Source organism: Rheinheimera sp. UJ51 (genome assembly GCF_020819615.1).
Classification (GTDB): Bacteria; Pseudomonadota; Gammaproteobacteria; order Enterobacterales; family Alteromonadaceae; genus Alishewanella; species Alishewanella maricola.
Genome location: NZ_JAJHOG010000007.1, coordinates 128,225 through 151,750 on the forward strand (window position 1 = coordinate 128,225; position 23,526 = coordinate 151,750).

Below are 23,526 nucleotides of genomic sequence, written 5' to 3' on the forward strand. Positions count from 1 at the left end.
GCATAGGCGATAACTTGGGTTCTTGCTATACTGCGCTTAACGGTATTTTACGACTTTTAATACGGCATCTTATGACTTCGGAAACACGTCCTACCCCAGCAAAAAAATCGACAGGCCTCATCAGTAACCTACTGCTAAACGTGGTGATCCCTGCGATTATCCTGAGTAAATTCAGCGGTGAAGAATACCTTGGCCCCGTCTGGGGCATTGTGGTTGCACTGGCTTTTCCTATTGGTTTTGGTATTTGGGATTTACGCCAAGCCGGTAAGGTTAATTTCTTTTCGGTACTCGGTGTTATCAGTGTGTTATTAACGGGCGGTATTGCTCTACTGCAACTTGATGCCGCGTATATCGCCATTAAAGAAGCCGCGATCCCCGGCGCTTTAGGCTTAGCGGTTTTGATTAGCCAATACACACCCTATCCGTTGGTGAAAAAGTTTTTATTGAATGGCGAGTTGTTGGATAACGATAAGCTTTATGCGGCCTTGGATGCACAACAACAACGCGCACAATTTGAAAAGAAAATGGCAATAGCCGGTTATTTAGTGGCGAGCTCGTTCTTTTTATCGTCGGTACTTAATTATATTTTGGCCAAGGTGATCTTGGTTAGCCCTCCTGGCAGCACCGCCTTTAATGAAGAGCTGGGCACGATGACGTGGCTAAGTTACCCCGTTATCGTTTTGCCCAGTATGTTGGTATTATTTTTTGCAATGTGGTTTATGTTTAGCAGTATTAGCAAGCTGACAGGCCAAGAACTCGACACCTTTATGCATCAACCTTGATCCGATTTAGCTGCAGGCGGCAGCTGCGCGCGTAACGCCGCTAACTCTGCCTGCAACTGCTGCATCTGCGCCACGAGATCGTGTTGTAATTGCTGTTTGGCATCGATTTCGTCTTTGTGCTCTTCATCATGCATGCTTTGTACGGCATTGACGATCACGGCAATAAACAAGTTCAACATAGTAAAAGTGGCGATCAGAATAAAAGGCACAAAGAACGCCCAAGCATAGGGGAACTGTTCCATCACCGGCCGCGAGATCCCCATCGACCAGCTTTCTAGCGTCATCACCTGAAATAACGTATATAAGGTGGCACCAAGGCTGCCGAACCACTCAGGGAAGGCTTCACCAAAAAGCTTCGTTGCCATGACCGCAGACACGTAGTACACCAAGCCCAGCACCATCGCAATCGACAACATACCGTTTAACGATTGCACTAAAGCGCCAACAATTTTCTTCATCGACGGTACAAAGGTTAGTACACGCAGTACCCGTAATACGCGAAGGGCGCGTAATACCGCAAAAGGCCCGCTGGCTGGCACTAAGGCAATGGCCACTACTGTGAAGTCAAATAAACTCCAGGCATCTTTAAAAAACGCCAAACGATGAGCGTAAATGCGCAGCGCAATTTCGATGACAAAGACAGCAAGAATAAACTTGTCGAGCAGCATTAATGGTTGGCCAAATGCGGCCATCACTGCACTGGATGTTTCTAAACCTAAAATTGCCGCATTAATTAAGATCAATGCCAGTAAGGTGCGTTGCACCAGATTTTTATTTAACCAGGTCGCAACCTGTTGCTGCATGCTGACGCCTGCTGAGCGGGTAACTTCTGTCATAACAGCCTCCATAAAGATCAGGGCGCTATTGTAGAAGAACCATAGAACAGGTCAATGCATTGCGAACGTTATAGCGTTGCAGTGGCTAAGATAACTCCTTTCGGGCAGCACAGCATAGTCAACCGGCTTCTTCTGCTTTTGTACTGCTAAACAGTTCGGTGCGATTGCGGCCATTGCTTTTGGCTTGATACAGCGCTTGGTCGGCCGTTTTCATCAGCTCAAGCAATGCGCGGTGCTTACCGTCATTGCTACTGACACCAATACTGGTTGTGATGCTAATCCGTTGCTGATCGTGCATCACTAGAGGTGTGGCAGCAAGCTGCACTCTAAAATATTCCAACAACTGCAGCGCATCGGCCTGTGAGCATTCGGTCAGTAAAATGCAGAACTCTTCACCGCCGACTCGACTGATAATATCACTGGAGCGGAAACAACTGCGCATTATGCTAGCGAAATGACTTAACGCCAGATCACCGACCTCGTGACCATATTGATCGTTTATTTTTTTAAAGAAATCAATGTCTACCATGCCGCAAGTTACCGCACTTTTTTGCCGTTCAGCCAGCTTAAGTGCTTCGCGGGCTACGGCAGTAAAACCTCGGCGGTTCAATAACTTCGTTAACGGATCGCGCGTGGCTAATTCACGCAATTGGGCCTCTTTCGATTTAAGGGTAGTGATATCTTTTTCAATCGCAGCAAAATAGACCACGTCACCCACATCGTTACATAAAGGCACAATATTTAAATCGAACCAAAGCGGTTCGCCTAGTTTTGTGTAATTCAACAACTGCGCTTGCACTGCAACGCGATTTTGCATGGCCGCTGCAATGTCGGCACGGCTGTTCGGATCGGTATCGATACCATCAAACATGGTATGGGGTTGTCCATAAACTTCGGCTTTTTGATAACCGGTAATTCGAGTTAATGCTTGGTTGGCATAAATGATTTTCGGGCCACCGGCAATGTCGTCTTTAGCATCTAACACTAAGACTAAGTCACTGGCTAATTCCACCACATCTTGAAAAGGAATATTGCGCTTACTACGCGTGGTATCAATAAAGGTGACGACGATATGGCTGAGATGCTGCTGCTCATCATACTCGGGGTAAGCATTACACAAAACCCAGGTCACCCGCTTAGAAGAGCTATCGGTAATACCGACCTCAAGGTTTGATACGGGTTGGCCAGTAGCTATAACGCGGTTAACTGGGAAAGCTTCATACGGCATGATACTGCGGTAGCTGTCTAAAAAGTGCCAATGCGGGTCTAACGCATCTTTACCAATCATTTGCGTCTCTGTTAGTCGTAACATCTTCAGCGCAGCCGGATTGGCGAATAACACAGCGGTATCTGCCGCGTGCACCACCACACCCGCATGCAGATTATTAATTAAGGAAGCGGCATTAATGAGCGATAAATTCAATTGATACCCTTCAACTATAGAATCACTTTGCAAATCAATACTTAACTATAGCCGATATTGGGGTATTTACATCAGGCAGCGGTAATATAACGTGCTACTTGCGTTGTCGTTAAACTAACGCTGCCTTTAAACGTTTGCCAGGCTCTTTACACACCGAGCACACCAAAGCAGAGTATTGCGGTGTAAGTTTAAGCCAACGCCATGCGCGCAAATGCCTGTTCCAGATCAGCCAATAAATCTTCTGGATCTTCCAAACCAATATGTAAGCGCAATAAAGGCCCAGCATAGGGCCAATGAGTCACCGAACGAAGCGCTTGCACATTAGGCACCGCAGTAATCAAGCTCTCATAGCCGCCCCATGAGAAACCCATTTTAAAATGCTGCATACCTTCAATAAAGGCTTGCACCTGCGCAGCACTGCCCTGTTTCAATACAAAAGAAAACAAACCATTGCTACCGTTGAAGTCGCGCTGAAAAAACAGATGCCCTGGATGCTCAGGAAAAGCAGGATGGCGCACTGTTTCAACTTCTGGACGCTGTGCTAACCACTCTGCCACTTCTAAAGCATTTTTTTCGTGTTGCTTTAAACGCACGCCCAATGTGCGCAAACCACGGCTAGCTTGATATACATCATCTGGCGAAGCGCAATAACCTAACAAATAACTCTGCTCACGTAATTGAGGCCAATGCTGTTCATTCGCACTCGCTGTGCCTAACATCACATCTGAATGACCAATGATATATTTGGTGGCAGCTTGAATAGAAATATCCACACCAAGCTCAAACGGCCGACATAGGATCGGCGAAGCCCAAGTGTTATCTAGCATAGTGATAATATTATGCGCCTTTGCAACCTGACAAATTGCCGGTATGTCTTGCACTTCCATGGTCAACGAACCAGGTGATTCTAAAAAGATCACCTTAGTGTTCGGACGAATTAAGCTCTCAATCTCGGCACCCAGCAAGGGATCGTAATAGCTGGTTTCAATCCCTAAACCGGCGAGCACTTTTTCACATAATCCTCGTGTTGGCTCATACGCGGTATCGACCATCAACAAGTGATCGCCTGCTTTTAAAAACGCCAATAAAGCGCCACTGATTGCTGCGGCACCGCAAGGATATAAAGCACAACCGGCCCCACCTTCTAACTCACACATGGCTTCTTGAAATGCAAAATGTGTAGCCGTGCCGCGCCGACCATAATACGGCACAGCGTTACCTTTATTTTTACTGGCGTTTTTAAGCTCTTCCATGGTCTCAAACACAATCGTTGAAGCACGTACGATAGGCGGATTAACCGCACTGCCAGTCCACTTTTTGCCACGACCTGCATGAATTAACTGGGTATTCTTTTTCATGTATTGCTCCAACGTTAATCAAAGGCGAAAAGACTTCTAGAAGTCTGCTTTATACTATGTCATTATTTTGCCGCTGCAAGCAATGTTTAATTCTGTTACACGTTTGACACCAGCAAGTTCAGCAACTAGATTCAATAAAAATAACAAAGGGATAACTCACATGCACCAAATAAAACCGCATCCTATTGCGTTAGCTATTACCTTAGCGTTGTTTACACCGCTAACAATGGCGCAACAAAGCAATACCAGCGAAAACGATGAAAAAGCAGAAAAAATTGAGCAGATTATTGTTACGGGTACTCGGGTTGCCGGTCGTTCGGTGTCTGATACTGCAGTGCCAATCGATATTATCAGCGCAGAAAATTTAACCCGTGCAGGTTCAACCGAACTGAATCAAGTACTATCAACCGCGCTACCGTCTTTTAACTTTCCGCGTCCAGGTTTAAGCGATGGTACTGATACCGTGCGCCCAGCTACTTTACGTGGTTTAGGGCCAGATCAGTCTCTGGTGCTAGTTAACTCAAAGCGCCGCCATTCCGCTGCTTTGGTTAACGTAAACGGTACCGTGGGCCGTGGCTCTTCTGCTGTTGATTTAAATACCATTCCTACCGCAGCGATTAATTCAGTTGAAGTATTACGTGATGGTGCTTCAGCCCAGTATGGCTCAGATGCCATTGCCGGGGTATTAAACATTCGTTTACGCGAAGCGAGCGAAGGCGGTAACTTTACCTCGTCTTATGGCTGGCGTGAAACCAGCTACACCACGCCAACAACACCGACCCCAACAGGCGCCACTTGGAGTGCACCAGCTAATCTTGAGCGTAGTCGTACTGACGGTGAAACGCTAACCTTGAGTGGCTGGCGTGGTTTTGAACTTGGCAAAGATGCTTTCCTCACCGTATCTGCAGAATACAAAGACGCCGAACGCACAGAGCGTGGCGGCTGGGATTATCGTCAACAGTATCCGTTGGTCAATGGCCAATATGATACGCGTGAAACCTACTTCAACCGCTTCAGTGCTTGGTATGGTGAGCCTGAATTATCGCAATTTACCTTGTTTGCTAATGCCGGTAAAACCTTAGATAACGGTAAAATTTATGCTTGGTTAAGCTACCAAGATCGTGAAGCGCGTTCAGGCGGTTTCTATCGCCCAGCCAACGATTCCCGCAACATTCTGGCGATCTACCCAGATGGTTTCTTACCTATTATTGCACCCGATGTGACGGATGCCAGTGCTGCTGTAGGTTATGAATTTGATGTGGGCGAGTGGACCGTTGATACGTCTTTAGTTTGGGGCCAAAACCGTATGGCCTTCACTATTGAAAACACCTTAAACCGCTCAATCGGCCCAACCAGCAAAACCGAGTTTGATGCTGGTGGCTTCCGTTATGGCCAAACCGTGTTTAACTTATCTGGTGTGCGCTCAATTAATGTCGATGCGTTAGCTTCGCCGTTAAACATTGCTACCGGCATAGAATTACGCCGTGAACGTTACGGTATTTTCGCCGGTGAACCTGATTCATGGCGCAATGGCGGCGAACTGTTAAATGGTAACCCAACGGCTTCTGGCGCGCAGGTGTTCCCCGGCTTCCGCCCGTCTAACGAAGTACGTGAAACACGTCGTGCTATTGGCGCTTATGTCGATTTAGAAGCGAATATCACGGATAACATGCTGGGCTCAGTAGCGCTGCGTGCTGAAGATTATTCTGACTTTGGCAGTAATGTTACCGGTAAAGCCGCGTTACGTTACGATTTTACCGATGACTTTGGTATTCGTGGTTCATTACAAAACGGTTTCCGTGCCCCATCGTTACAGCAACAATACTTTACCGCAACCTCAACTAACTTTATCAACGGTGTACCCTTTGATATCACGACTTTCCCGGTAAGCAACCCGGTTGCGCAAGCGTTAGGTGCCAAACCGTTAGATGCTGAAGAGTCAGTAAACTACTCGTTAGGTGCCGTGTTTAAAGTGGGCGGTGTTTCTATCACGGTAGATGGTTATCGCATCGATATCGATGATCGTATCGTGTTATCAGAAAACTTAACCCAAACGAACGTGCGCGATTATTTAAGCTCGCAAGGCTTTATCGGTATCGGTGGTGGTCGTTTCTTTATCAATGGTGTAGATACCGAAACACAAGGCGTGGATGTTGTTATTAACTGGTCAACACCAACAGAAGATTTTGGTTTGTTCAGCTTTACGGTGGTAGGTAACATCAACGAAACGAAAGTTACTGCCGTGCCAGTAACCGCAGAGCTGTCAGCACTTGATCCCGCCCCCACCTTGTTTGGTCGCGTTAACGTACTGACCTTTGAAAAAGGTGCGCCTAAAGATAAGTTTGGCGCCACAGTAAACTGGAGCTACGACAATTTCAGCGCGACCTTTAAAGCAACTCGTTACGGTGAGGTATTATCACCGGGCACTACGGCAGCCACTGATCTGACATTAAGCCCGAAAGTCTTGATGGATTTGGAAGGCCGCTATGACTTTAACGATAGTTGGACCGTGGCAGTGGGTGCTGATAACATCTTTGATGAATATCCAGATGCTAACCCCATTAACTTAAATACCACAGGCGCCACCTCGTTCTCGAACTATTCACCGTTCGGACGTTCAGGTCGCTTAGTGTATGGCCGGGTATCTTATAACTTCTAAGTTACCGCCAAAATAAACAAGGCGCCTTAAGGCGCCTTGTTTTTTTGGGGTTATACGTTCAATTTAACGCTTTCATCCCTGTTAAGCCTTCTAGCGGTGTCAGCGCTTCTAAAGCCGGCTTGGCAAAATAATATCCTTGAAACAAGCGCACACCAATACCCACTAAGTAATCTAGTTCTTCTTTTGTTTCAATGCCTTCAGCTAACACCTTGGTACCTTGCAACTCGCATTGCTCAATTGTTTTGGCCACGATAAATTGTTTTGCGCAATTAAGGTGAATATTACGGATCAGTTCCATATCTAGCTTTAATAAGTGAGGTCTTAACTCGATTAGCCAATCTAATGTTGCAAAACCCGAACCGTAATCATCAATCGCAGTTTGAAAGCCACGTTTAGCATAACTGCGAAAGATGCGATTCAAATGCGCTTTATCTGGGATCTGCTCACCTTCAGTCACTTCAAAAATCAGCTTGGTTAAATCAAAGCCATAGAGATCGGCAGCTTCAATGGTGGCTTTAATACAGGTTTCTGGGTTATACACCGCGTTCGGCAAAAAGTTAATATTCAAATAGGTACTGCATTTTAGACGCGCAGCGGTTTCAATGGCTTTTACCCGACAAGCCTGATCAAAGTAATATTTATTGCTATCGTTTATCCGAGAAAAAACCCACCCTGCACCTTCACCGTTCGGCCCGCGCACCAAGGCTTCGTAAGCAACAATCTGCTGCGTGTGCCAATCGATAATCGGTTGAAATGCCATACGGATTTCAAAACCCAGATCTTGACCACTTAAACAATCCTGGCAGCTCTGCTGTTTAACTGAATCGGGAAACTGCATAAAAAGCGCTCTCTAGTGGGAGTGAAAATGAGATAAAATAACATTAAAGCATTGTGACTGCTTTTTGATAATTTATCAAAGACAATCACAGATTTGGTGTCGCACCCAGCGCCAGCGCAGCTGCATAATAACGCATTAAAATTTGAAAGCTGGTTTCAGCATTCTTGCCAAAGGTCACCACACCATCTTCATGCCCTGCCATAGTGAAAATACCTTGTGCCGCGGCCTCACTTTGTTGGAACAAGCGGGACACTTCCTCCGCCATCGCCACCGTGCCGTAAGGCACTTGCGCAGCCGTTTGCGCTAACGCTAGTGCATCTGCATACTGCCAAATTGCCGGGCAATGCGCATGAATAATAAAATTAACCTGTGGCAGTAACTGATAAAGCTGGCCATGTGTCATCGCTTCAGAAGAGGGTTTAGTTACGCCCTGTGCGCTAATTCGGTTTAGTGCCGGTAGACAAGCGGTGACCAGCGCGTAATCTGCTGCGCTTAACTGCAGTTTACCACCCGTTTGCGTGCCACTGATGATAAAGTGTTCACCACCTGCGACCCGCTGACTAATATTCCCAAAACCATAATTATCATAGCGCTCAAGATGCTGCCCTAACATGCCCGTTTGTACGCAAAGCGTACGCCACGCATTTAACTCGGTAATATCTATGTTGGCAGGTAATGGCGCAGCTTGATAAAACAATTGAAATTTTATAACCCCTTCTTGCTCTTGCATCGTATAACCCGTCGAAATATGTTAACAACAGTATAAGTCTCCTCAGCAGCGATGCCAGCCGCTTAGCAGGCCAAAACGAGCAGTCTGTTATATCGCACAATGCTAACGATGCGTTTAGCACCGCTAAACTGACTAAATTTGGCAAAAAAAAACCGCCAGCGGCGGTTTTTACAAGGGACATCCCTGTCTCACTGCGTAAAATGATTAGCGCTTTCTTCTCAAAGTTAATAACCCTAACATGGCTAATAACCAGAAGTTGACGCTACCACCTGATGAACTGCTCGACGGTTGAACCACCACTGGCGGTGAGACCGTTACCGGTTCCTTACCATCGGACACAACGGTTAATTTAAACTGTGTGCTTGCTTTATCCGCTGGGTTTTCAACATCAGCAACACTGACGGTAACGACCACTTCGCCATGAAAATCTTTGTCTGGCGTAATGCTGATCTTACTACCTGACTCATGGCCAGTAGTTGTTGCCGTGATCTTATCGCCAGTCACACTGATTTTATTAACACTGTTTTCTTCATCAACGTAGTACACCACAAGGTTGCTTAAAGTCGTGTTTTCATCGATTTGCTGATCAGCAATAGTGCCCAGCGTAATATTACTTGGTGACTTAATACTGTGGCTCATTGCAATATCTGCCATGCCATCGATTTGACTCACTGCGTTAAATTGCAAGTCGCTACCCGCTGCTGCCGCAGTGACTTCCGCCCAAACGGTGACTTCAAACTGCGAAGACTCAGGCCCTACATAATCGAAGCAATAGACCAAATCATTAGCCACTTTATCGGTCAAGTCGTTATAAGCTACATCACTGGCTAAATAAGCAGTAAACGGGCCACGGTTATATATTGGGCCACGGAAACCTTGCACACCAATCGAACCACGCTCATCTTGTGAGCCAAAGTCTATGTTGTCGTACGCCATAAACATTTCGTATTGACCTTTTTGATGGTTTACATCGACATTAAAGATCCATTGGAAATCGAAACGATCATCACGTTCGGTATAGCTATAAGTGCGATCAGCGGCACGTACTTGATTACCGTAAGAGCGTGCATTATCAAATTCAATAATCCCCCAACCGCTTTGTGTGCTAGCCAAAGAAATGCCTGAACGATCTGAACCAGCAGTATCCAACGGCACACTCATCAAATCGGCATTAAAATTAGACCCAATACCACCAGCAGCTCGCCACAACGGAGAGATCGACTCGTAAGGGAAAGAGTTATAAGGATAACGATAATGATAAGGTGCAAACAGTGGCTGCCCTTCCCATAAAGAAATTAAGCCTGTACCTCGGATCTCAACGGCATTTTGCTTATTCACATTCAACTGATCACGATTGTTGTAAAGATGGAAGCTATCGTAGTACCCGTTAAATATGCTGCTCATCGGAATGACCACACCGTTACGATGCTGGATGCTATTGTCTTTATTAGAGAGAGCACGACCGTTGCTGTCATACTCAACAGGTGCAAAACCACCGAACACAGGTTGAATACCAAACTCGGCTAGGTTGACATAACCCCCCACATTAGTATTACCAAAGTTAGGCGTGCGGCACATCGCATCATCCAGATTGGAGGTTACAATATAATCCGACACCCACTCTGAAGTATCAGGTTGCATACCCGTGATGACAAGCTGATCGCCTTCTAACTCTATACCGGTCACAATATCGCTGTTAGAAGAAAACACATCTTGTGTACTCACGGTTAAACCCGCTGGGATGGTTGCACTAATGGTAAATTGACGATCCGCCCCGGTATTATTAGGTAACACTTCAAAAGTAAACGGGACCTTATCACCACGCTTGGCTGCGGTTCTAGGTACATCTAAACTAATATCGTTTTGACCTCGCACCAGTTTTAAACCGACCTTACCAATATTGCCTGCATTCACCATTGACGAACCAAAGTCGACGACCGAATAATAAATATCGTCTTCCGCCATTTCGGGTAAATCCCAATGCAAACTCACATCAACCGGCGTTTTACCATCGCTGTATGGTACTTGCACGGTAAGCTCGTTGTTGATGTCATCACTCACTACCGCGACGGCATACTTAAAGGTTTCTTCTACCGCATCATAATAGTTGTTCTGCGCAGACCCCTTTCTTGAGCTGTAGAACACTACCCAGTAATCACCTGCATCCGGATTATTAATATTACAGAAGTTGTTATACATAATATGATTAGAGAAACATAAGATTTCATCATTCATATCGGGGAAGCCATTACCGTTGTAGTCTTTACCCACATAAACCAGTAAGTTACCCACATCAAAACTTTCACCTAATGGCGATACCGTTTTGCCGATGGTTTCTGCCACAAGGCGCTTGGCACCCTCAGGTACATTAACAAAATGCGTGACGGTCGCTTCGTCCAATCGCTCTGCCACATCAACAGACAGATCCATATTGGTACTCCACGGGAACTGGGCGTCATCATCCTTGGGTAAAGTAACTTCAATAACCTCTGCTTTTACGGGAGTAAAGACCCGACCGAAATTATCACCGGCAGGTAATTCTATCCCTTTGAAAACGGCACTGGCATTGTTGGCATGGGCAATCGCTTCCAGCTTAGCCGGCATGTTATTCATGTCGTACTTGAAAACCATCGGCCAATGCGCTTCAGGACTGGCGCCGTTCACTTCGGTTAAGAATAATTGTGAATGCAATTCAACTTCTGCGTTGGAGAATAAGTCTTGCGTATCCATCACTGAAGCTTTGACAATAAGCACCTGAGTTTCACCCTCAGCCAAGGTAAACTCGCTAGGCGAAACTTCAATAGTGACACCGTTTTGCTTTACTTGTGAACGTGAATCATAGGCCCAATTCATTACATCGCCAGCACTGACTGACCAACTGCCGTCTTTCGTCGCTTTCACGGTGCGCAGCCAAGTACAATGTGGCTTACAACTGAAGTTAACTAACTGCGGTAAATTCAGTTTATGCACTGCACCACCATTTTCAGGATCCGCGGCGCGGAAATTAGCCGCCGTTTCGTCCATCACTAAACCGGCGTTTACTGCATTTTCAACGTTGATTCGACCGGTACCCGCACGATAGGTACTGGCTAACTCCACATCACCAGTTGCTGAGTTTAAACGGCGATATTGCACGACATTATCTGCGGTCATCGCTAGAGCAGATTGGATCTCGGTGGCGCTCCACGTCGGCTGAGCTTGACGTAATAACGCCATGGCACCGGCTACATGTGGGGAAGCCATTGACGTACCACTTAAAAAGGTAAAATCAGCGGTAGTCGGTGTATCAACAAAGGGTTTTTCATCGGCATAAGCCGCATAAATACTCACGCCCGGCGCCGCAACAGCAGGAATTAACGCCTCTGCAGTTGACGAACTTGGACCACGTGAAGAAAAAGGCGCCAACCAATCGGCATTAGCTTGATCAACGCGACGTTCAATCACCGTGGGTTTAATGGTAATCATATGACTCTTACCATTACTGCTGCGTGTCCAATCCTCTAAGCCATAAGAGCCATTACTGACATGACCGTACCAATCTCCATAGCTCAAATGTACTGAGGGTAAAGAATATTTAGCGGTATACACTATGGGATCAGAGGAACCAAAGTTGTACATGATAAAACCGTCTGCACCACCGGCTTTCACATTGTCTGACTTTAACGTACGTGCCACACCATTAGGGTTATCCAGGTTGTCACGAGCACAAACCACTAAGGTATCAACAGGATTATTATTCGCATCAACTACTGGGCTACCATCGGGGTAAGCCTCAAAAGTACCTGGCGCATAGGCTGCACCACAATATTGATCTTTTACGCCATTCACATTCAAGTAGTCTGCGGCACGCAATACCACACCGGTAACGGCGGTTTCAGTAATAGAGCCACCCGTTAAACTTTCCCAAGTTGGCATCCGGCTGCCCGCTAACGCAGGATCAGCATATTGCGGTTCAGCTAGCAGGGTTTCTACTACGACTTCACGACCATGCGTTGTTGCCGCCACGTTCATCAACCAGGGTGACGCATGATCGATGGCGCTAAAGAATTCTGCTGCACCGTTCGCTTGACCGGAGTTACCTGCAGCGGCGGCCACAATAATGCCAGCCTCACGTGCATTCAAAAAAGCCATTTCAACAGAGTCGGTCCAAGGGTGAGAGTCCTGACCACCAATGGAGAAGTTGATCACATCAACCCCATCACTGATTGCATCTTCAATACCGGCAATTAAAGCTTCACCAGGACAGCCTGATACTTCTTCGGCGGCGGGATAGCACACTTGATAAGACACGATATTTGCCCGCGGTGCTACACCGCTGATCTGTGGAAACATGGCCTCTTGAATGACTTCACCATCACCCGCGCTAGCGCTTTCTGGTGTAACAAAGGCCACATTGTTTAACACGTTACCCGCTGCCGTTGAGGCTACATGCGAACCATGGCCTTGATAATCTTCACCGCTGGCTGGCATCACCGCGCCCAATTCACCCGAGGTAAATAAATCCGTGATCACCGAATAGCTGCGTACCCCAATTAACTTATCGTTACATAGGCTTTCAAAACCACTTTTTGTGCAGTCGCCCACATAGGTACCGGCGCCCCATGGATTGCTATGGGTGTAGCCGTCTTCGGCAGTCGCCGCAAACGACGGGTGATCGGTATTAATACCGGTATCGATGATACCAATGATGGTACCTTCACCTTTAAACGGTATACCTGCTGTTGCTGCAGCCTGCCCTGTCCAAACGGCATCGGCTTTAATCAATTCCGGACCCGCGTCAGTTAACAGCTCATAAATTTTCGAACGCTGCACCGAGAGCACTTGAGGCAGCGTCGCTAATTGAGCGGCTTGCTCTTGCGTCATGGTCATCGTCATACCATTGATCGCATTAGTAAATTGCCGACGAACTTGTACATACCCGACGAGACTTCCAGCCTGACGCATAAATTCGTTTTGCTGAATCATCAACTGATTACGGTACTGCTCAATTTCTACCGACACCGCTTTACCGGCACGAAACAGCTTTTGCTCGTTATTATTGATTTGTTGCAGTGTCTGTTCGCTAAAGGTCGCCGCTGAGATAGCAGGCTTGGCTAATCGGACAATATAGACATGCTCACCACGAAGATCTTGTTCGGGCGTAAACTTACCGTGCTGGCGATTAACCTGCACATTGAGTCCATCATTTTGTGCCATGGAATCGTAACGCTGTCGCGCTTCATCTGAATATTGATAAATCTTTTCAATATCCAGCTTAGGTTTTTCCAGTTTATGTTGAATGGGCTGCCCTGGGACGCCTACCCCAGCGGCATAGGCGGAGCTGGCACTGTAAAGTGCTGCCGCTATTGCGATGGTGACATGTTTTAGTTTCACGATTATGCTTCCTGGATTGTTTTAATATGTGCGTTTTGCACCAGCAGATGTTTCTGCCAGAATTAAGATATAATCACAGGCTAATAATTAACCGATAGCATCTTGGTGTTACAGTGTGTATCAATTGCCATAAAGCATGCGTCACACTGGGTCTATTCTGTGTTTTAATAACGCTATACATTTTTGGTGGAGCAAGCGTTTGAATTTTCAGCTCAGGCTAAAGCTGTTTGTCGGCTGCTGGTTAGCATGTGCCATGCTAACTAAGGTCGCTACAGCAAACGACGTACCTGTTGGAGAATGGCAAGTTGCTGTGGCCTTAGGCTATGGTTACGTCGAAAACCCGCGTGCCCATGCTGAACCGATAAAAACCTATGTGCTGCCCAGCGTGCTTTACTACGGTGAGCGCTTTTATCTGGAAAATTTCACTTTAGGCTATAGCCTGTTCGAAAATGAACAGCTGTTTGTCGATATTCAAAGTCGGCTAAATGAAGATGGTTTATTTTTTGAACTGGATGGTATTGGCAACTTATTAGTCACTGATCTATTTGGCATTACTAATGGTAAGACGCCTGGCCGCCCCAGCCGACCCATAAATTATGCCGCGATAGAACGTAAAGTATCTTATTTGCTTGGCTCGCAACTCACTTGGCAAAGTGCAGTAGGCGATATGACTGCCGGCGCCTATACCGACATTTCCGGTGTGCATAATGGTTATGAACTACACTTACGCTACAAATATGTCTTTGATTGGTATGACGTATCTTGGGGGCTAGAGCTTGGGTTAACACAAAAAAGCCGTGAACTGGTTAGTTATTATTACTATTTAACGGATGCCGAATTACAAACAGCGCGCACAAGCTATCAACCACGAGATACGCTTAACTCGCATATTCGCTGGGTTGCCAACAAAACACTTAATGCTCACTGGACGCTAATCAGTTTGCTGGAATATAACCATTTGGGGCATGGTATTAGCCAAAGCCCGTTGATTGAAAAGTCTGATTATCTTTCTGCCTTTGTGGGGGTGAGTTATTCTTTTTAAACAGGTACCGCATGCAGGGTAAAATAGTTGCCTCGCTAGGCTTAATTCTGACGACATGGTGGGCATTACCGGCGACCGCTAAGGATCTTGATGACCTGATCTTAACGCCTAACTTATGTGTCGTCACAGACGAGCAACCTGTGTGTCAGCTTAATTTATCGATAGAGTATCAAGCCCCCTTAACCGAGCAAGCCTGTTTATGGCGCAGTGATGACGAAACCCCGTTATCTTGTTATGCCGCTTTTAATCACGTTAGCTTAAGCCTCTTTCTCAGTATTAAACGCAATACCATGTTTCGTTTATTGGATATGAATGCCAATTTAATAGCCCAAGCTGAATTTACTACCGCTAAATATAACCCCGTAAAATCACGCCGCCGGCGCGGCCTTGGTTGGAATTTATAATGGAAGCGAGTCAATCAACACGGCTTTTACTGATAGAAGATGACTTGCCACTGGCCGAACTCACGCTGTCTTATCTGCAACAACAAGGGTTTAACGTACAACATATCAGCCAAGCTGAACTGATCAGCCAAATTCCACAAAGCGTGGGCTTTGATTTAATTATTTGCGATGTCATGTTACCTGGTGTCAGCGGCTTCGAAGCCAGTAGCTGGCTGACACTACGTTTTAATTGTCCGATTTTATTTCTAACAGCGCTCGATGAGGATCATCAACAAATCAAAGGGTTAGAACTAGGTGCTTGCGACTATATTGTCAAACCGGTGAAGCCAACAGTACTGCTCGCCCGCATCAATGCAAACTTACGCAAAATGAGTACACTGAATCGCCATGAATTACGATTAGCGGATCTCACGATTAACCGCTTAACGCATCAACTTAGCGTGCAAGATAAAAGCGTTAAGTTAACGACTAAAGAATTAGCTTTATTGTGGATCTTTGCCTGCCACAATGGCCAAGTATTACATCGCGAGTTTTTATTTGAGCAACTAGTGGGGCGTGAATACAACGGTCTGGATCGCACCATTGATGTTAAAATCAGTCGTTTACGCACGAAACTACAACAATTAGATATTATCGGCTTAGATATTACCACGCTGGTTAGCCAAGGCTATCTATTCCATTATGATCCCAGGACTAACCGCTAATGCAACAACAGTTTTATCGCCTGTTTCTCTTCTTAGTACTCTCATGCGCCTTGGTCATCTGGAGTTTTAGTCAAATCGTTGAGCAACTGTATCCAGAACACAACCAGTACATGCTCAACATTGAGAGCCTAATTGCGCCAGAACACCCCCTGCCAAGTAGAAGCTTAATAGCACGTAATCAACTGGCACTGCCTGAGTCGTTAGCGAACTTACTGGAGCAAGGTAAAACCATTGCCTTGGCTCACGATGCCACCTCTTTGTACTATTACCAATTGAGCGCTGATCCGACACAAGTCGTTAGGCTGGGTCCGCTGCAAAAAACAGCACAAACTGAAGATGTGATGCCAATACTGCTACTGGCATTTTATGGCTGTTTAACGCTGATCGCTATTATGCTCATTTGGCCAGTATTTAGAGATTTACAACGCTTACAAAAAACCGCAATCGAATTTGGTGAGAACCCACAGCATCTTACTTTAAACATCAGCAAGCATTCCGCCATCTACCCACTGGCAAAAGCGTTTAACAAGGTGGCCAATCAAATAGTGAATTTAGTTGATCTACACAAAGCGCTATCAAAAATAATATCGCACGAAGTACGTACGCCACTGGCACGTATGCGTTTTGCTTTAGCGTTATCTCAACAACAACTTGCACCACAATATCAACAGCGGCTAAATGCTGATTTAGACGAAATTGAACAACTTGCCACTAGTTATTTAAGCTTTGCCAAATTGGAACATCTGCAGCATGAAAAGACATTACAACCGGTTCTGCTGGTAGAGTTTATAGAGAAGCTAAGGCCACGCTTTACTCACCTACCACCGGCCATTAGGCTCCGCTTTTCTTCGCAAGGTGAACAAGCTTGCTTTGACCCAGCAGCCATCAGTATTGTGGTGCAGAATCTGGTCACTAACGCGGCGCGTTTTGCAAAACAGCAGATTGAAGTGCAATTAACAGCAGATGACCAAGGTTGGAGCTTGAGCGTTGAAGATGATGGTCCAGGCTTCTTGCAAAGCACTCCAGATGTATTAAAGGCCTTCAAACGCCAACAGCAAGATGATAAAGGCTTTGGTTTAGGTTTGTATATTGTTAGTCAAATTGCCAATTGGCATCAAGCTCAGGTGCAAGTAAAACAATCGGCCTCACTTGGCGGCGCCGCTGTTTCTATAAGCACCCAGCTAACACCCCCTTAACACTGCAGCCCCAGCGTTAGCTGACATTTTTTGACATTAATTTCTAACCCCTTCTGCTCGTTATCGCGTATATCTGCCCATGTATTTATCGCAGCATAGCTCTAATGTGCCACGACACTTGGCCACAGCGTCGGCCAGAACTGGCAGATAGCCCTTAGAAATGTATAATAGTCAGCGAAATGAAGCTCGATGTTACGCTGGCATTGATGAAGGCAACCAATGAAATATAAAGATTTACGTGATTTTATCGCGCAGTTAGAACAACGTGGTGAATTAATTCGCATCAAGCAGCCCGTTGATCCGGTATTGGAAATGACTGAAATTGCCGACCGTACTCTGCGTGGCGGTGGCCCAGCGTTATTATTTGAAAACCCAAAAGGGTATTCGATCCCAGTATTAGCCAACCTATTTGGTACACCTCAGCGAGTGGCTTTGGGTATGGGCCAAGAAGATGTGGCGGCCTTACGTGAAGTCGGTAAATTGTTGGCTTTTTTAAAAGAGCCCGAGCCACCAAAAGGGCTGAAAGATGCCTTTAGTAAATTGCCTATTTTCAAACAAGTTCTGAATATGTCGGTCAAACAGGTGAAAAAAGCCGTTTGCCAACAAGTCGTACTCAGTGGTGATGAGGTCGATTTGACCCAGTTGCCGGTTATGACTTGCTGGCCGGGCGATGCCGCCCCCCTGATCACCTGGGGTCTTACCGTAACCAAAGGGCCGCATAAAGACCGCCAAAACTTGGGTATTTATCGTCAACAAGTGCTGGGCAAAAACAAGCTGATTATGCGCTGGTTATCGCATCGTGGCGGCGCTTTAGATTTCTTTGAATGGCAAAAAGCTCACCCGGGCAAACCCTTCCCTGTGTCGGTTGCACTGGGCGCCGATCCTGCCACCATTCTAGGTGCCGTTACGCCTGTACCTGATACGCTGTCTGAATATGGTTTTGCCGGATTATTACGTGGTGATAACACCGAAGTGGTTAAATGCGTGAGTAACGACTTGCAGGTGCCGGCCAGTGCTGAATTTGTGCTTGAGGGCTACATTGAAGCGGGTGAGATGGCCCCCGAAGGGCCTTACGGGGATCACACGGGTTATTACAATGAAGTCGATAATTTCCCAGTATTTACTGTAACGCATATTACACATCGTAAAGATCCGATTTATCACAGTACTTACACCGGCCGTCCACCAGATGAACCGGCTATCTTGGGCGTCGCACTGAACGAAGTGTTCGTGCCCATTTTGCAAAAACAATTTCCGGAAATTACCGACTTTTACTTACCCCCTGAAGGGTGTTCGTACCGTTTAGCTGTTGTCACGATGAAAAAACAGTATCCTGGCCATGCCAAACGCGTAATGATGGGTGTGTGGTCGTTCTTACGCCAGTTTATGTATACTAAATTTGTAATTGTCTGTGATGACGATATCAATGCCCGCGATTGGCAAGATGTGATTTGGGCCATTACCACCCGTATGGATCCCGCGCGCGATACCACGCTGATTGAAAACACGCCAATCGACTATCTTGATTTTGCTTCACCTGTATCGGGATTAGGGTCAAAAATGGGTATGGACGCCACCAATAAATGGCCAGGTGAAACCACTCGTGAATGGGGCGAGCCGATTGTCATGTCTGACGAAATTAAACAGCGGGTTGATAGTTTATGGCCAAGCCTGGGCATCACTTTACCCGCGGCCAAACCATGAGCCATAAGGTCACGGTACTGCCAGCGCAGTTAAGTTTTGAAGTGCGGCCTGAAGAAACTATTCTGCAGGCCGCGCTGCGCCAAGGTATCGATTTTCCTTACCGATGCCAGCAGGGCGTATGCACCAGTTGCGTGTGTAAACTACGTGACGGTAACGTGAGTTATATTGAACCAAGCCCATTAACAGACGTTGACCGTCAGCAGCGATTTGTTTACTGTTGCGTGGCTTATGCCCAGTCCGATCTGCAACTACACCACCCTTTTATACGCGGTTAACCCCGCTTAACATGAGATGTTTATGAACGCTATTGCTTGTCAGGTTGTTGCCATTGAAGCCCTTACTCACGTTGTCAGTAAAGTTGTACTCGCGCCAGCTGCGCCCGTTAACTTTATTGCCGGCCAATACTTACAACTGTGTCTGACAGCAACAGATAAAAGACCTTTCTCTATCGCCAGCACCCCAGAACAACCGTTGTTGGAATTGCACATTGGCGCGGCAGCGGGAGATAACTGGTCTGGGGCAGCGTTAACTCATCTACAACAACAATTTGCTGCCGGTGAGCCGGTTCAAGTTGAAGTCGGTCTGGGTCATGCCGCTTGGCAAGCGAACAGTGATCGCCCCATCGTGTTATTAGCCGGTGGCACCGGGTTCTCTTATGTACACAGTATTGCCTTAGCAATCGCGGCTGCGAAAAAAGACATCCCGGTATTATTGTACTGGGGTGTAAAAAGCGAAGACGCCTTGTATTACCAGACCGAATTGGCGAGTTGGGCAGCCAGCAATCGTAAATATCAAGTGATTCCGGTGGTGCAAGAGCCTAGCGCACAATGGCAAGGTCGCAGTGGCTTAGTGCATGAAGCCGTGTTGCAAGATATTGTTTCTCTTGAAGCCTACGACATTTATATGGCTGGCCCATTTGCAATGGCAGGGGTGGCTCGCGAGGCTTTTATCGCGCAAGGCGGCCATCGCGAGCACATGTTTGCTGATGCGTTTGCTTATATCTAACTATAAACTTAATATTTGTAATAACTCAGTCGCAGGCTTGTAACCTGCGGCTTGTGCTTGCTCTAGCAGGGCTTTAGCTTCGGTCTTCTCTCCATCTAACCATAAACGTGCGCCATGCCAGGCTGCCGCCAACGGATCTTGCTGTTGGATCAGATAGAACTGCCAATCTTCGCGCTTCGCGCCTAATATACGCTGTGCTCGACGATCACCATTTGTCGCGGCTGTGCGCCACCAATACTCTGCCGTTAACTGCTCATGCACTGGCACATATTGCTGTATCAAAATAGTCGGGCGATTCACTAAGCGACTAAAAGCGCGTTCTTGTTTGGTGCTATTACTGAGTCGAAAAATGCCTTCTTTGCCGCCACGAATGCGCATGCCCAGCAACGCCTCTGCCTCGGGGGCAATAAGTTCATCGCTTTGCAACACACGCTCGATTTCGCCTTTTGTATTGGTTTGCACTGTCACTTCGCCATCAAATGCCTCAATATTAATTTTCAGTTTTCTACTGTCAAACCAAGCCGTTAAATCCGGCTTATCACCAGGCTCCGACATATCTTTATCTACATACACTAAAGCACCCGACACCATAGAAATCACATTTAGCGCGCTGCCCAGTGTTTCTTGGTGCCGAGCAGAACCCACTTGTGCATAAGTCCAAAGGTTATTTTGATTAACAATCCTATTCGCGCTGCCTGAATCCATCACGCCGGCTATCCAAAAATTTAACTGCACCGACATTAAATGCGGACGACCGGTCGCTGCATATTCCCAGCGGCGCAGCTCGCGCATAGCGTGAAAATCATAAGCACCAACCGGAAAACTATCTAATACATCAACAACCTGCACCCTTCCCGTACCATCTACTAAATACTGTAATACGATAAAACCAAACGGATTCTTTCTGGTGACTTCTTCAGGGATTATCGGCATCGGCGTATTAATGGCGGCCGGAGGCTGCTCTTTACTCAGCTGGTAAGGTTGCGCATCCTGTTTAATAATGACCGCAGCAAAAGCTTTAGCTGCCGCAGCGTCGGCTTGCAGACGCTCATCGCTGCTCGCCTCGGCATACACACGTTGCACGATAGCGCTGGCATCTGGATGCTGTAATTTTTCTGCTAGTAAAAAATAGCTTAATGCTTCTACCCGATTAATCTCTTGTCCTTCACCATAATAAGCCATCACACCTAGATTAAAGGCTGCATCGGGATTACCTAGTGGTAATAGCGTAATAAAGCCCGCTTTTGCCTCGCTATATTTTTTATTTTCGTAGGCTTGTAAAGACACCAGCAAATCCGCTTGCACGGCGAAGGTTGTCAGCATCAGCAATACGAGTGTCATAAAACGCATTTTATGTTCCTTAATTTTCGCTATTTTTCAATTAGCGTGGTTTGAATAGCTAAGCGCACTACAAACTTAAGGCTTGTAATAACTCGCTCGCGGGCTTGTAACCTGCGGCTTGCGCTTGTTCTAATAGCGCTTTACCCTCTGCGGCTTCGCCATCTAACCATAAACGTGCGCCATGCCAAGCCGTCGCCAGCGGATCTTGCTGTTGAATAAGATAGAACTGCCAATCTTCGCGTTGCGCACCTAAAATACGCTGTGCTCGGCGATCACCATTTGCAGCCGCGGTTTTCCACCAGTAACCCGCTGTCAACTCTTGATGCACGGCATGATATTGTTCAACCAAAATGCTGTTTTTCTTACTAACACGGCTAAACGAACGATCTTGCGATAAGCTATTACTTAACCGGAAAAAGCCACTATTAGCACCACGGATCCGCGTTCCCTGCAGTGTTTCTGCCGCGGGATGAGTTAACTCACTGGCATCCAACAATCGAACAATTTCACCTTTTTCGTTGGTTGCTACGCTGACTGCTCCGGCCAAACCCGGGATGTTGATATCAAATTTTCTGCTTTCAAACCATGCCGAAACATCTGGTTCATTGGCTGGTGCGGGCAAATCTTCGTCGATATACACTTCAGCACCTGACACCATCGACACTAAATTCAGTACGCTGCCTAGCATTTCTTGATGCCTACTCGAGCCCAGTTGCGCATAGGACCATAAATTTTGCCCCTTAATAATCTGATTAGCAGAACGCGCATTCATTGAACCCGTGGCCCAAAAGCTCAGGCGTACCGACATCAAATGGGCTTTGCCGGTTGCTTCATATTGCCAACGCCCCATAGTACGGAAAACATAAGGATCGAAAGCTCCTTCCGGGAAGCCGTCTACGGCATCGGCAACTTTTACCCGCCCCTCACCATCCACTAAAAACTGTACAACGACATAACCAAATGGATGCTTTCTGGTGACATCATTGGGAATATCGGGCATCGGTGTGGATATTTCAGCTGGCGGTTGCTCTTTACTTAATTGATAGCGCTGAGCATTTTTTTTGATAAACACTCCCGCTAAAGCTTTAGCCGCCGCTTCTTCTGCACCAGCTCGTTGTGCTGTGCTAGCTTCTTCATAAATACGCTTAACAATGTCTGCAGCTTGTTCATGCTGTAATTGCTCTGCTAGTAAAAAATAAGTTAAGGCCTGTTCGAGATCAACCTCCTGACCTTCACCATAATATGCCATCACACCAAGGTTGAAAGCGGCATTAGCATTACCTAAAGGTAATAAGTTAGTGAAACCTGTTTTTGCAACAGCGTATTGTTTATTTTCATATGCTTGCAAAGCGCTCAGCCAATCAGCCCGCACCCCAAAGCTGAGTAGCAAAAATCCTAGCACTAAAATTAATCGCATCGATTCATCCTTAACATATAAGCGTTTTATTTGTGAAGCAGTTATCAGCATATTAACAAAGGCGTGTTAAGCGTCAACTATTAAAACATAATGGTCACTGGCAGCGGTGTTCGAACTATGCCAAAATCAGAGCAAATACACTAAAAACAGGTGCTATGGATGCAACATAAAACAGTGATTAAAGTTCGGGGCTATCATTTAGATATTTATCAACATGTAAACAACGCCCGCTATTTAGAGTTTTTAGAAGAAGCCCGTTGGGGGTATTTAGAAGACAGCGGGGATATTCAGTGGTTTAGCCAACACAATTTGGCCTGGGTAATTGTCAATATCAATATTAACTATCGCGTGGCAGCGACCATGGGCCAAACCCTAGAAGTGTATACACGCTTTAGTAAAGTGGGTGGCAAAAGCGCTGTGGTCACTCAGGAAGTTCGGATAGCCGGTTCCGACGCTATTGCGGCAGATGCTCAAGTGACATTCGTTTGCCTGGATCAAAAAACCGGTAAAGCGGTAGCCATTGAGGGTGATCTGCGCCAGCGTCTAGAGCAGCATTTAGTGGAGTAAACTGTTAGCGGGCTTGCAGGCCCTTTTCAGTTTTGCGCAAATGCGCTGTTTTTAATGTTCAACCAATAACTATGGTATTAGGTTTTCTTTGCTGTTACGCGCTATTGCGCTGAACATTAAGCCGCTGGCGAAACACTTTTTTAAGAT

18 protein-coding genes are annotated in these 23,526 nt (G+C 46.4%); 10 read left to right on the forward strand and 8 right to left on the reverse strand.

The genetic code is table 11. The features are described 5' to 3' along the window. Window positions 1-71 precede the first annotated feature (71 nt). On the forward strand, window positions 72-782 hold the full coding sequence (locus tag LMJ53_RS11010) for a VC0807 family protein (protein ID WP_229586104.1): 711 nt from the start codon (window positions 72-74) through the stop codon (window positions 780-782). On the opposite strand, the gene LMJ53_RS11015 is transcribed toward LMJ53_RS11010, so the two are convergent. From LMJ53_RS11015 to LMJ53_RS11025, 3 genes are all read right to left on the reverse strand, one after another. Further along, on the reverse strand, window positions 773-1,618 hold the full coding sequence (locus LMJ53_RS11015; RefSeq protein WP_229586105.1) for an ion transporter: 846 nt from the start codon (window positions 1,616-1,618) through the stop codon (window positions 773-775). The genes LMJ53_RS11010 and LMJ53_RS11015 overlap by 10 nt on opposite strands. Window positions 1,619-1,736: 118 nt before the next feature. After that, window positions 1,737-3,041, reverse strand: a complete 1,305-nt coding sequence (locus LMJ53_RS11020; RefSeq protein WP_229586106.1) for a sensor domain-containing diguanylate cyclase — start codon at window positions 3,039-3,041, stop codon at window positions 1,737-1,739. Window positions 3,042-3,229: 188 nt separating this feature from the next. After that, window positions 3,230-4,399, reverse strand: a complete 1,170-nt coding sequence (locus tag LMJ53_RS11025) for a cystathionine beta-lyase (protein ID WP_229586107.1) — start codon at window positions 4,397-4,399, stop codon at window positions 3,230-3,232. Between the two features lie 160 nt (window positions 4,400-4,559). On the opposite strand from LMJ53_RS11025, the gene LMJ53_RS11030 reads away from it, so the two are divergent. Next, a complete protein-coding gene (locus LMJ53_RS11030) occupies window positions 4,560-7,058 on the forward strand; it encodes a TonB-dependent receptor plug domain-containing protein (protein WP_229586108.1) in 2,499 nt (832 codons plus the stop codon). Window positions 7,059-7,116: 58 nt separating this feature from the next. On the opposite strand, the gene LMJ53_RS11035 is transcribed toward LMJ53_RS11030, so the two are convergent. The 3 genes from LMJ53_RS11035 to LMJ53_RS17090 all read right to left on the reverse strand — a co-directional run bounded on the left by LMJ53_RS11035 (window position 7,117) and on the right by LMJ53_RS17090 (window position 13,999). Beyond that, window positions 7,117-7,896: an EAL domain-containing protein gene (locus tag LMJ53_RS11035; protein WP_226751416.1), complete on the reverse strand. Its 780-nt coding sequence runs from the start codon at window positions 7,894-7,896 to the stop codon at window positions 7,117-7,119. An 85-nt stretch (window positions 7,897-7,981) separates the two neighbouring features. Then, complete coding sequence (locus LMJ53_RS11040; RefSeq protein ID WP_229586109.1) at window positions 7,982-8,626, reverse strand: class II aldolase/adducin family protein; 645 nt, start codon at window positions 8,624-8,626, stop codon at window positions 7,982-7,984. Between the two features lie 204 nt (window positions 8,627-8,830). Next, window positions 8,831-13,999 (reverse strand): S8 family serine peptidase, encoded by a 5,169-nt coding sequence (locus LMJ53_RS17090; RefSeq protein ID WP_324295606.1) that lies wholly within the window; start codon window positions 13,997-13,999, stop codon window positions 8,831-8,833. A gap of 253 nt (window positions 14,000-14,252) precedes the next feature. Here LMJ53_RS17090 and LMJ53_RS11055 point away from each other — a divergent pair, with 253 nt between their 5' ends. From LMJ53_RS11055 to fre, 7 genes are all read left to right on the forward strand, one after another. Further along, window positions 14,253-15,041 (forward strand): MipA/OmpV family protein, encoded by a 789-nt coding sequence (locus tag LMJ53_RS11055; RefSeq protein WP_229586110.1) that lies wholly within the window; start codon window positions 14,253-14,255, stop codon window positions 15,039-15,041. A gap of 11 nt (window positions 15,042-15,052) precedes the next feature. Further along, the gene (locus LMJ53_RS11060; RefSeq protein WP_229586111.1) at window positions 15,053-15,445 is read left to right on the forward strand and encodes a DUF3019 domain-containing protein; all 393 of its coding nucleotides are present in this window, start codon (window positions 15,053-15,055) and stop codon (window positions 15,443-15,445) included. Beyond that, entirely contained in the window at window positions 15,445-16,149 is a 705-nt protein-coding gene (locus LMJ53_RS11065; RefSeq protein ID WP_229586112.1) for a response regulator transcription factor, read from the forward strand. Before LMJ53_RS11060 ends, LMJ53_RS11065 begins: the two co-directional genes overlap by 1 nt. Further along, the gene (locus tag LMJ53_RS11070; RefSeq protein WP_229586113.1) at window positions 16,149-17,345 is read left to right on the forward strand and encodes an ATP-binding protein; all 1,197 of its coding nucleotides are present in this window, start codon (window positions 16,149-16,151) and stop codon (window positions 17,343-17,345) included. The genes LMJ53_RS11065 and LMJ53_RS11070 overlap by 1 nt, the downstream gene beginning before the upstream one ends. A gap of 219 nt (window positions 17,346-17,564) precedes the next feature. Continuing rightward, window positions 17,565-19,049 carry a 4-hydroxy-3-polyprenylbenzoate decarboxylase gene (gene ubiD / locus LMJ53_RS11075; protein ID WP_226751418.1) on the forward strand — a complete coding sequence of 495 codons (1,485 nt, stop codon included), beginning with the start codon at window positions 17,565-17,567 and terminating at the stop codon, window positions 19,047-19,049. Continuing rightward, window positions 19,046-19,324, forward strand: coding sequence for a 2Fe-2S iron-sulfur cluster-binding protein (locus LMJ53_RS11080; protein ID WP_229586114.1), 279 nt, complete (start codon window positions 19,046-19,048; stop codon window positions 19,322-19,324). The genes ubiD and LMJ53_RS11080 overlap by 4 nt, the downstream gene beginning before the upstream one ends. 22 nt (window positions 19,325-19,346) lie before the next feature. Then, complete coding sequence (gene fre / locus LMJ53_RS11085; RefSeq protein WP_229586115.1) at window positions 19,347-20,054, forward strand: NAD(P)H-flavin reductase; 708 nt, start codon at window positions 19,347-19,349, stop codon at window positions 20,052-20,054. Here the strand turns inward: fre and LMJ53_RS11090 are convergent, their stop codons facing one another. Both LMJ53_RS11090 and LMJ53_RS11095 read right to left on the reverse strand, forming a co-directional pair. Beyond that, window positions 20,055-21,404: an SEL1-like repeat protein gene (locus LMJ53_RS11090; RefSeq protein ID WP_229586116.1), complete on the reverse strand. Its 1,350-nt coding sequence runs from the start codon at window positions 21,402-21,404 to the stop codon at window positions 20,055-20,057. It lies immediately after the preceding gene. Between the two features lie 58 nt (window positions 21,405-21,462). Then, on the reverse strand, window positions 21,463-22,812 hold the full coding sequence (locus LMJ53_RS11095) for an SEL1-like repeat protein (RefSeq protein WP_229586117.1): 1,350 nt from the start codon (window positions 22,810-22,812) through the stop codon (window positions 21,463-21,465). A 159-nt stretch (window positions 22,813-22,971) separates the two neighbouring features. Here LMJ53_RS11095 and LMJ53_RS11100 point away from each other — a divergent pair, with 159 nt between their 5' ends. Continuing rightward, window positions 22,972-23,379 (forward strand): acyl-CoA thioesterase, encoded by a 408-nt coding sequence (locus tag LMJ53_RS11100; RefSeq protein ID WP_229586118.1) that lies wholly within the window; start codon window positions 22,972-22,974, stop codon window positions 23,377-23,379. Window positions 23,380-23,526 lie beyond the last annotated feature (147 nt).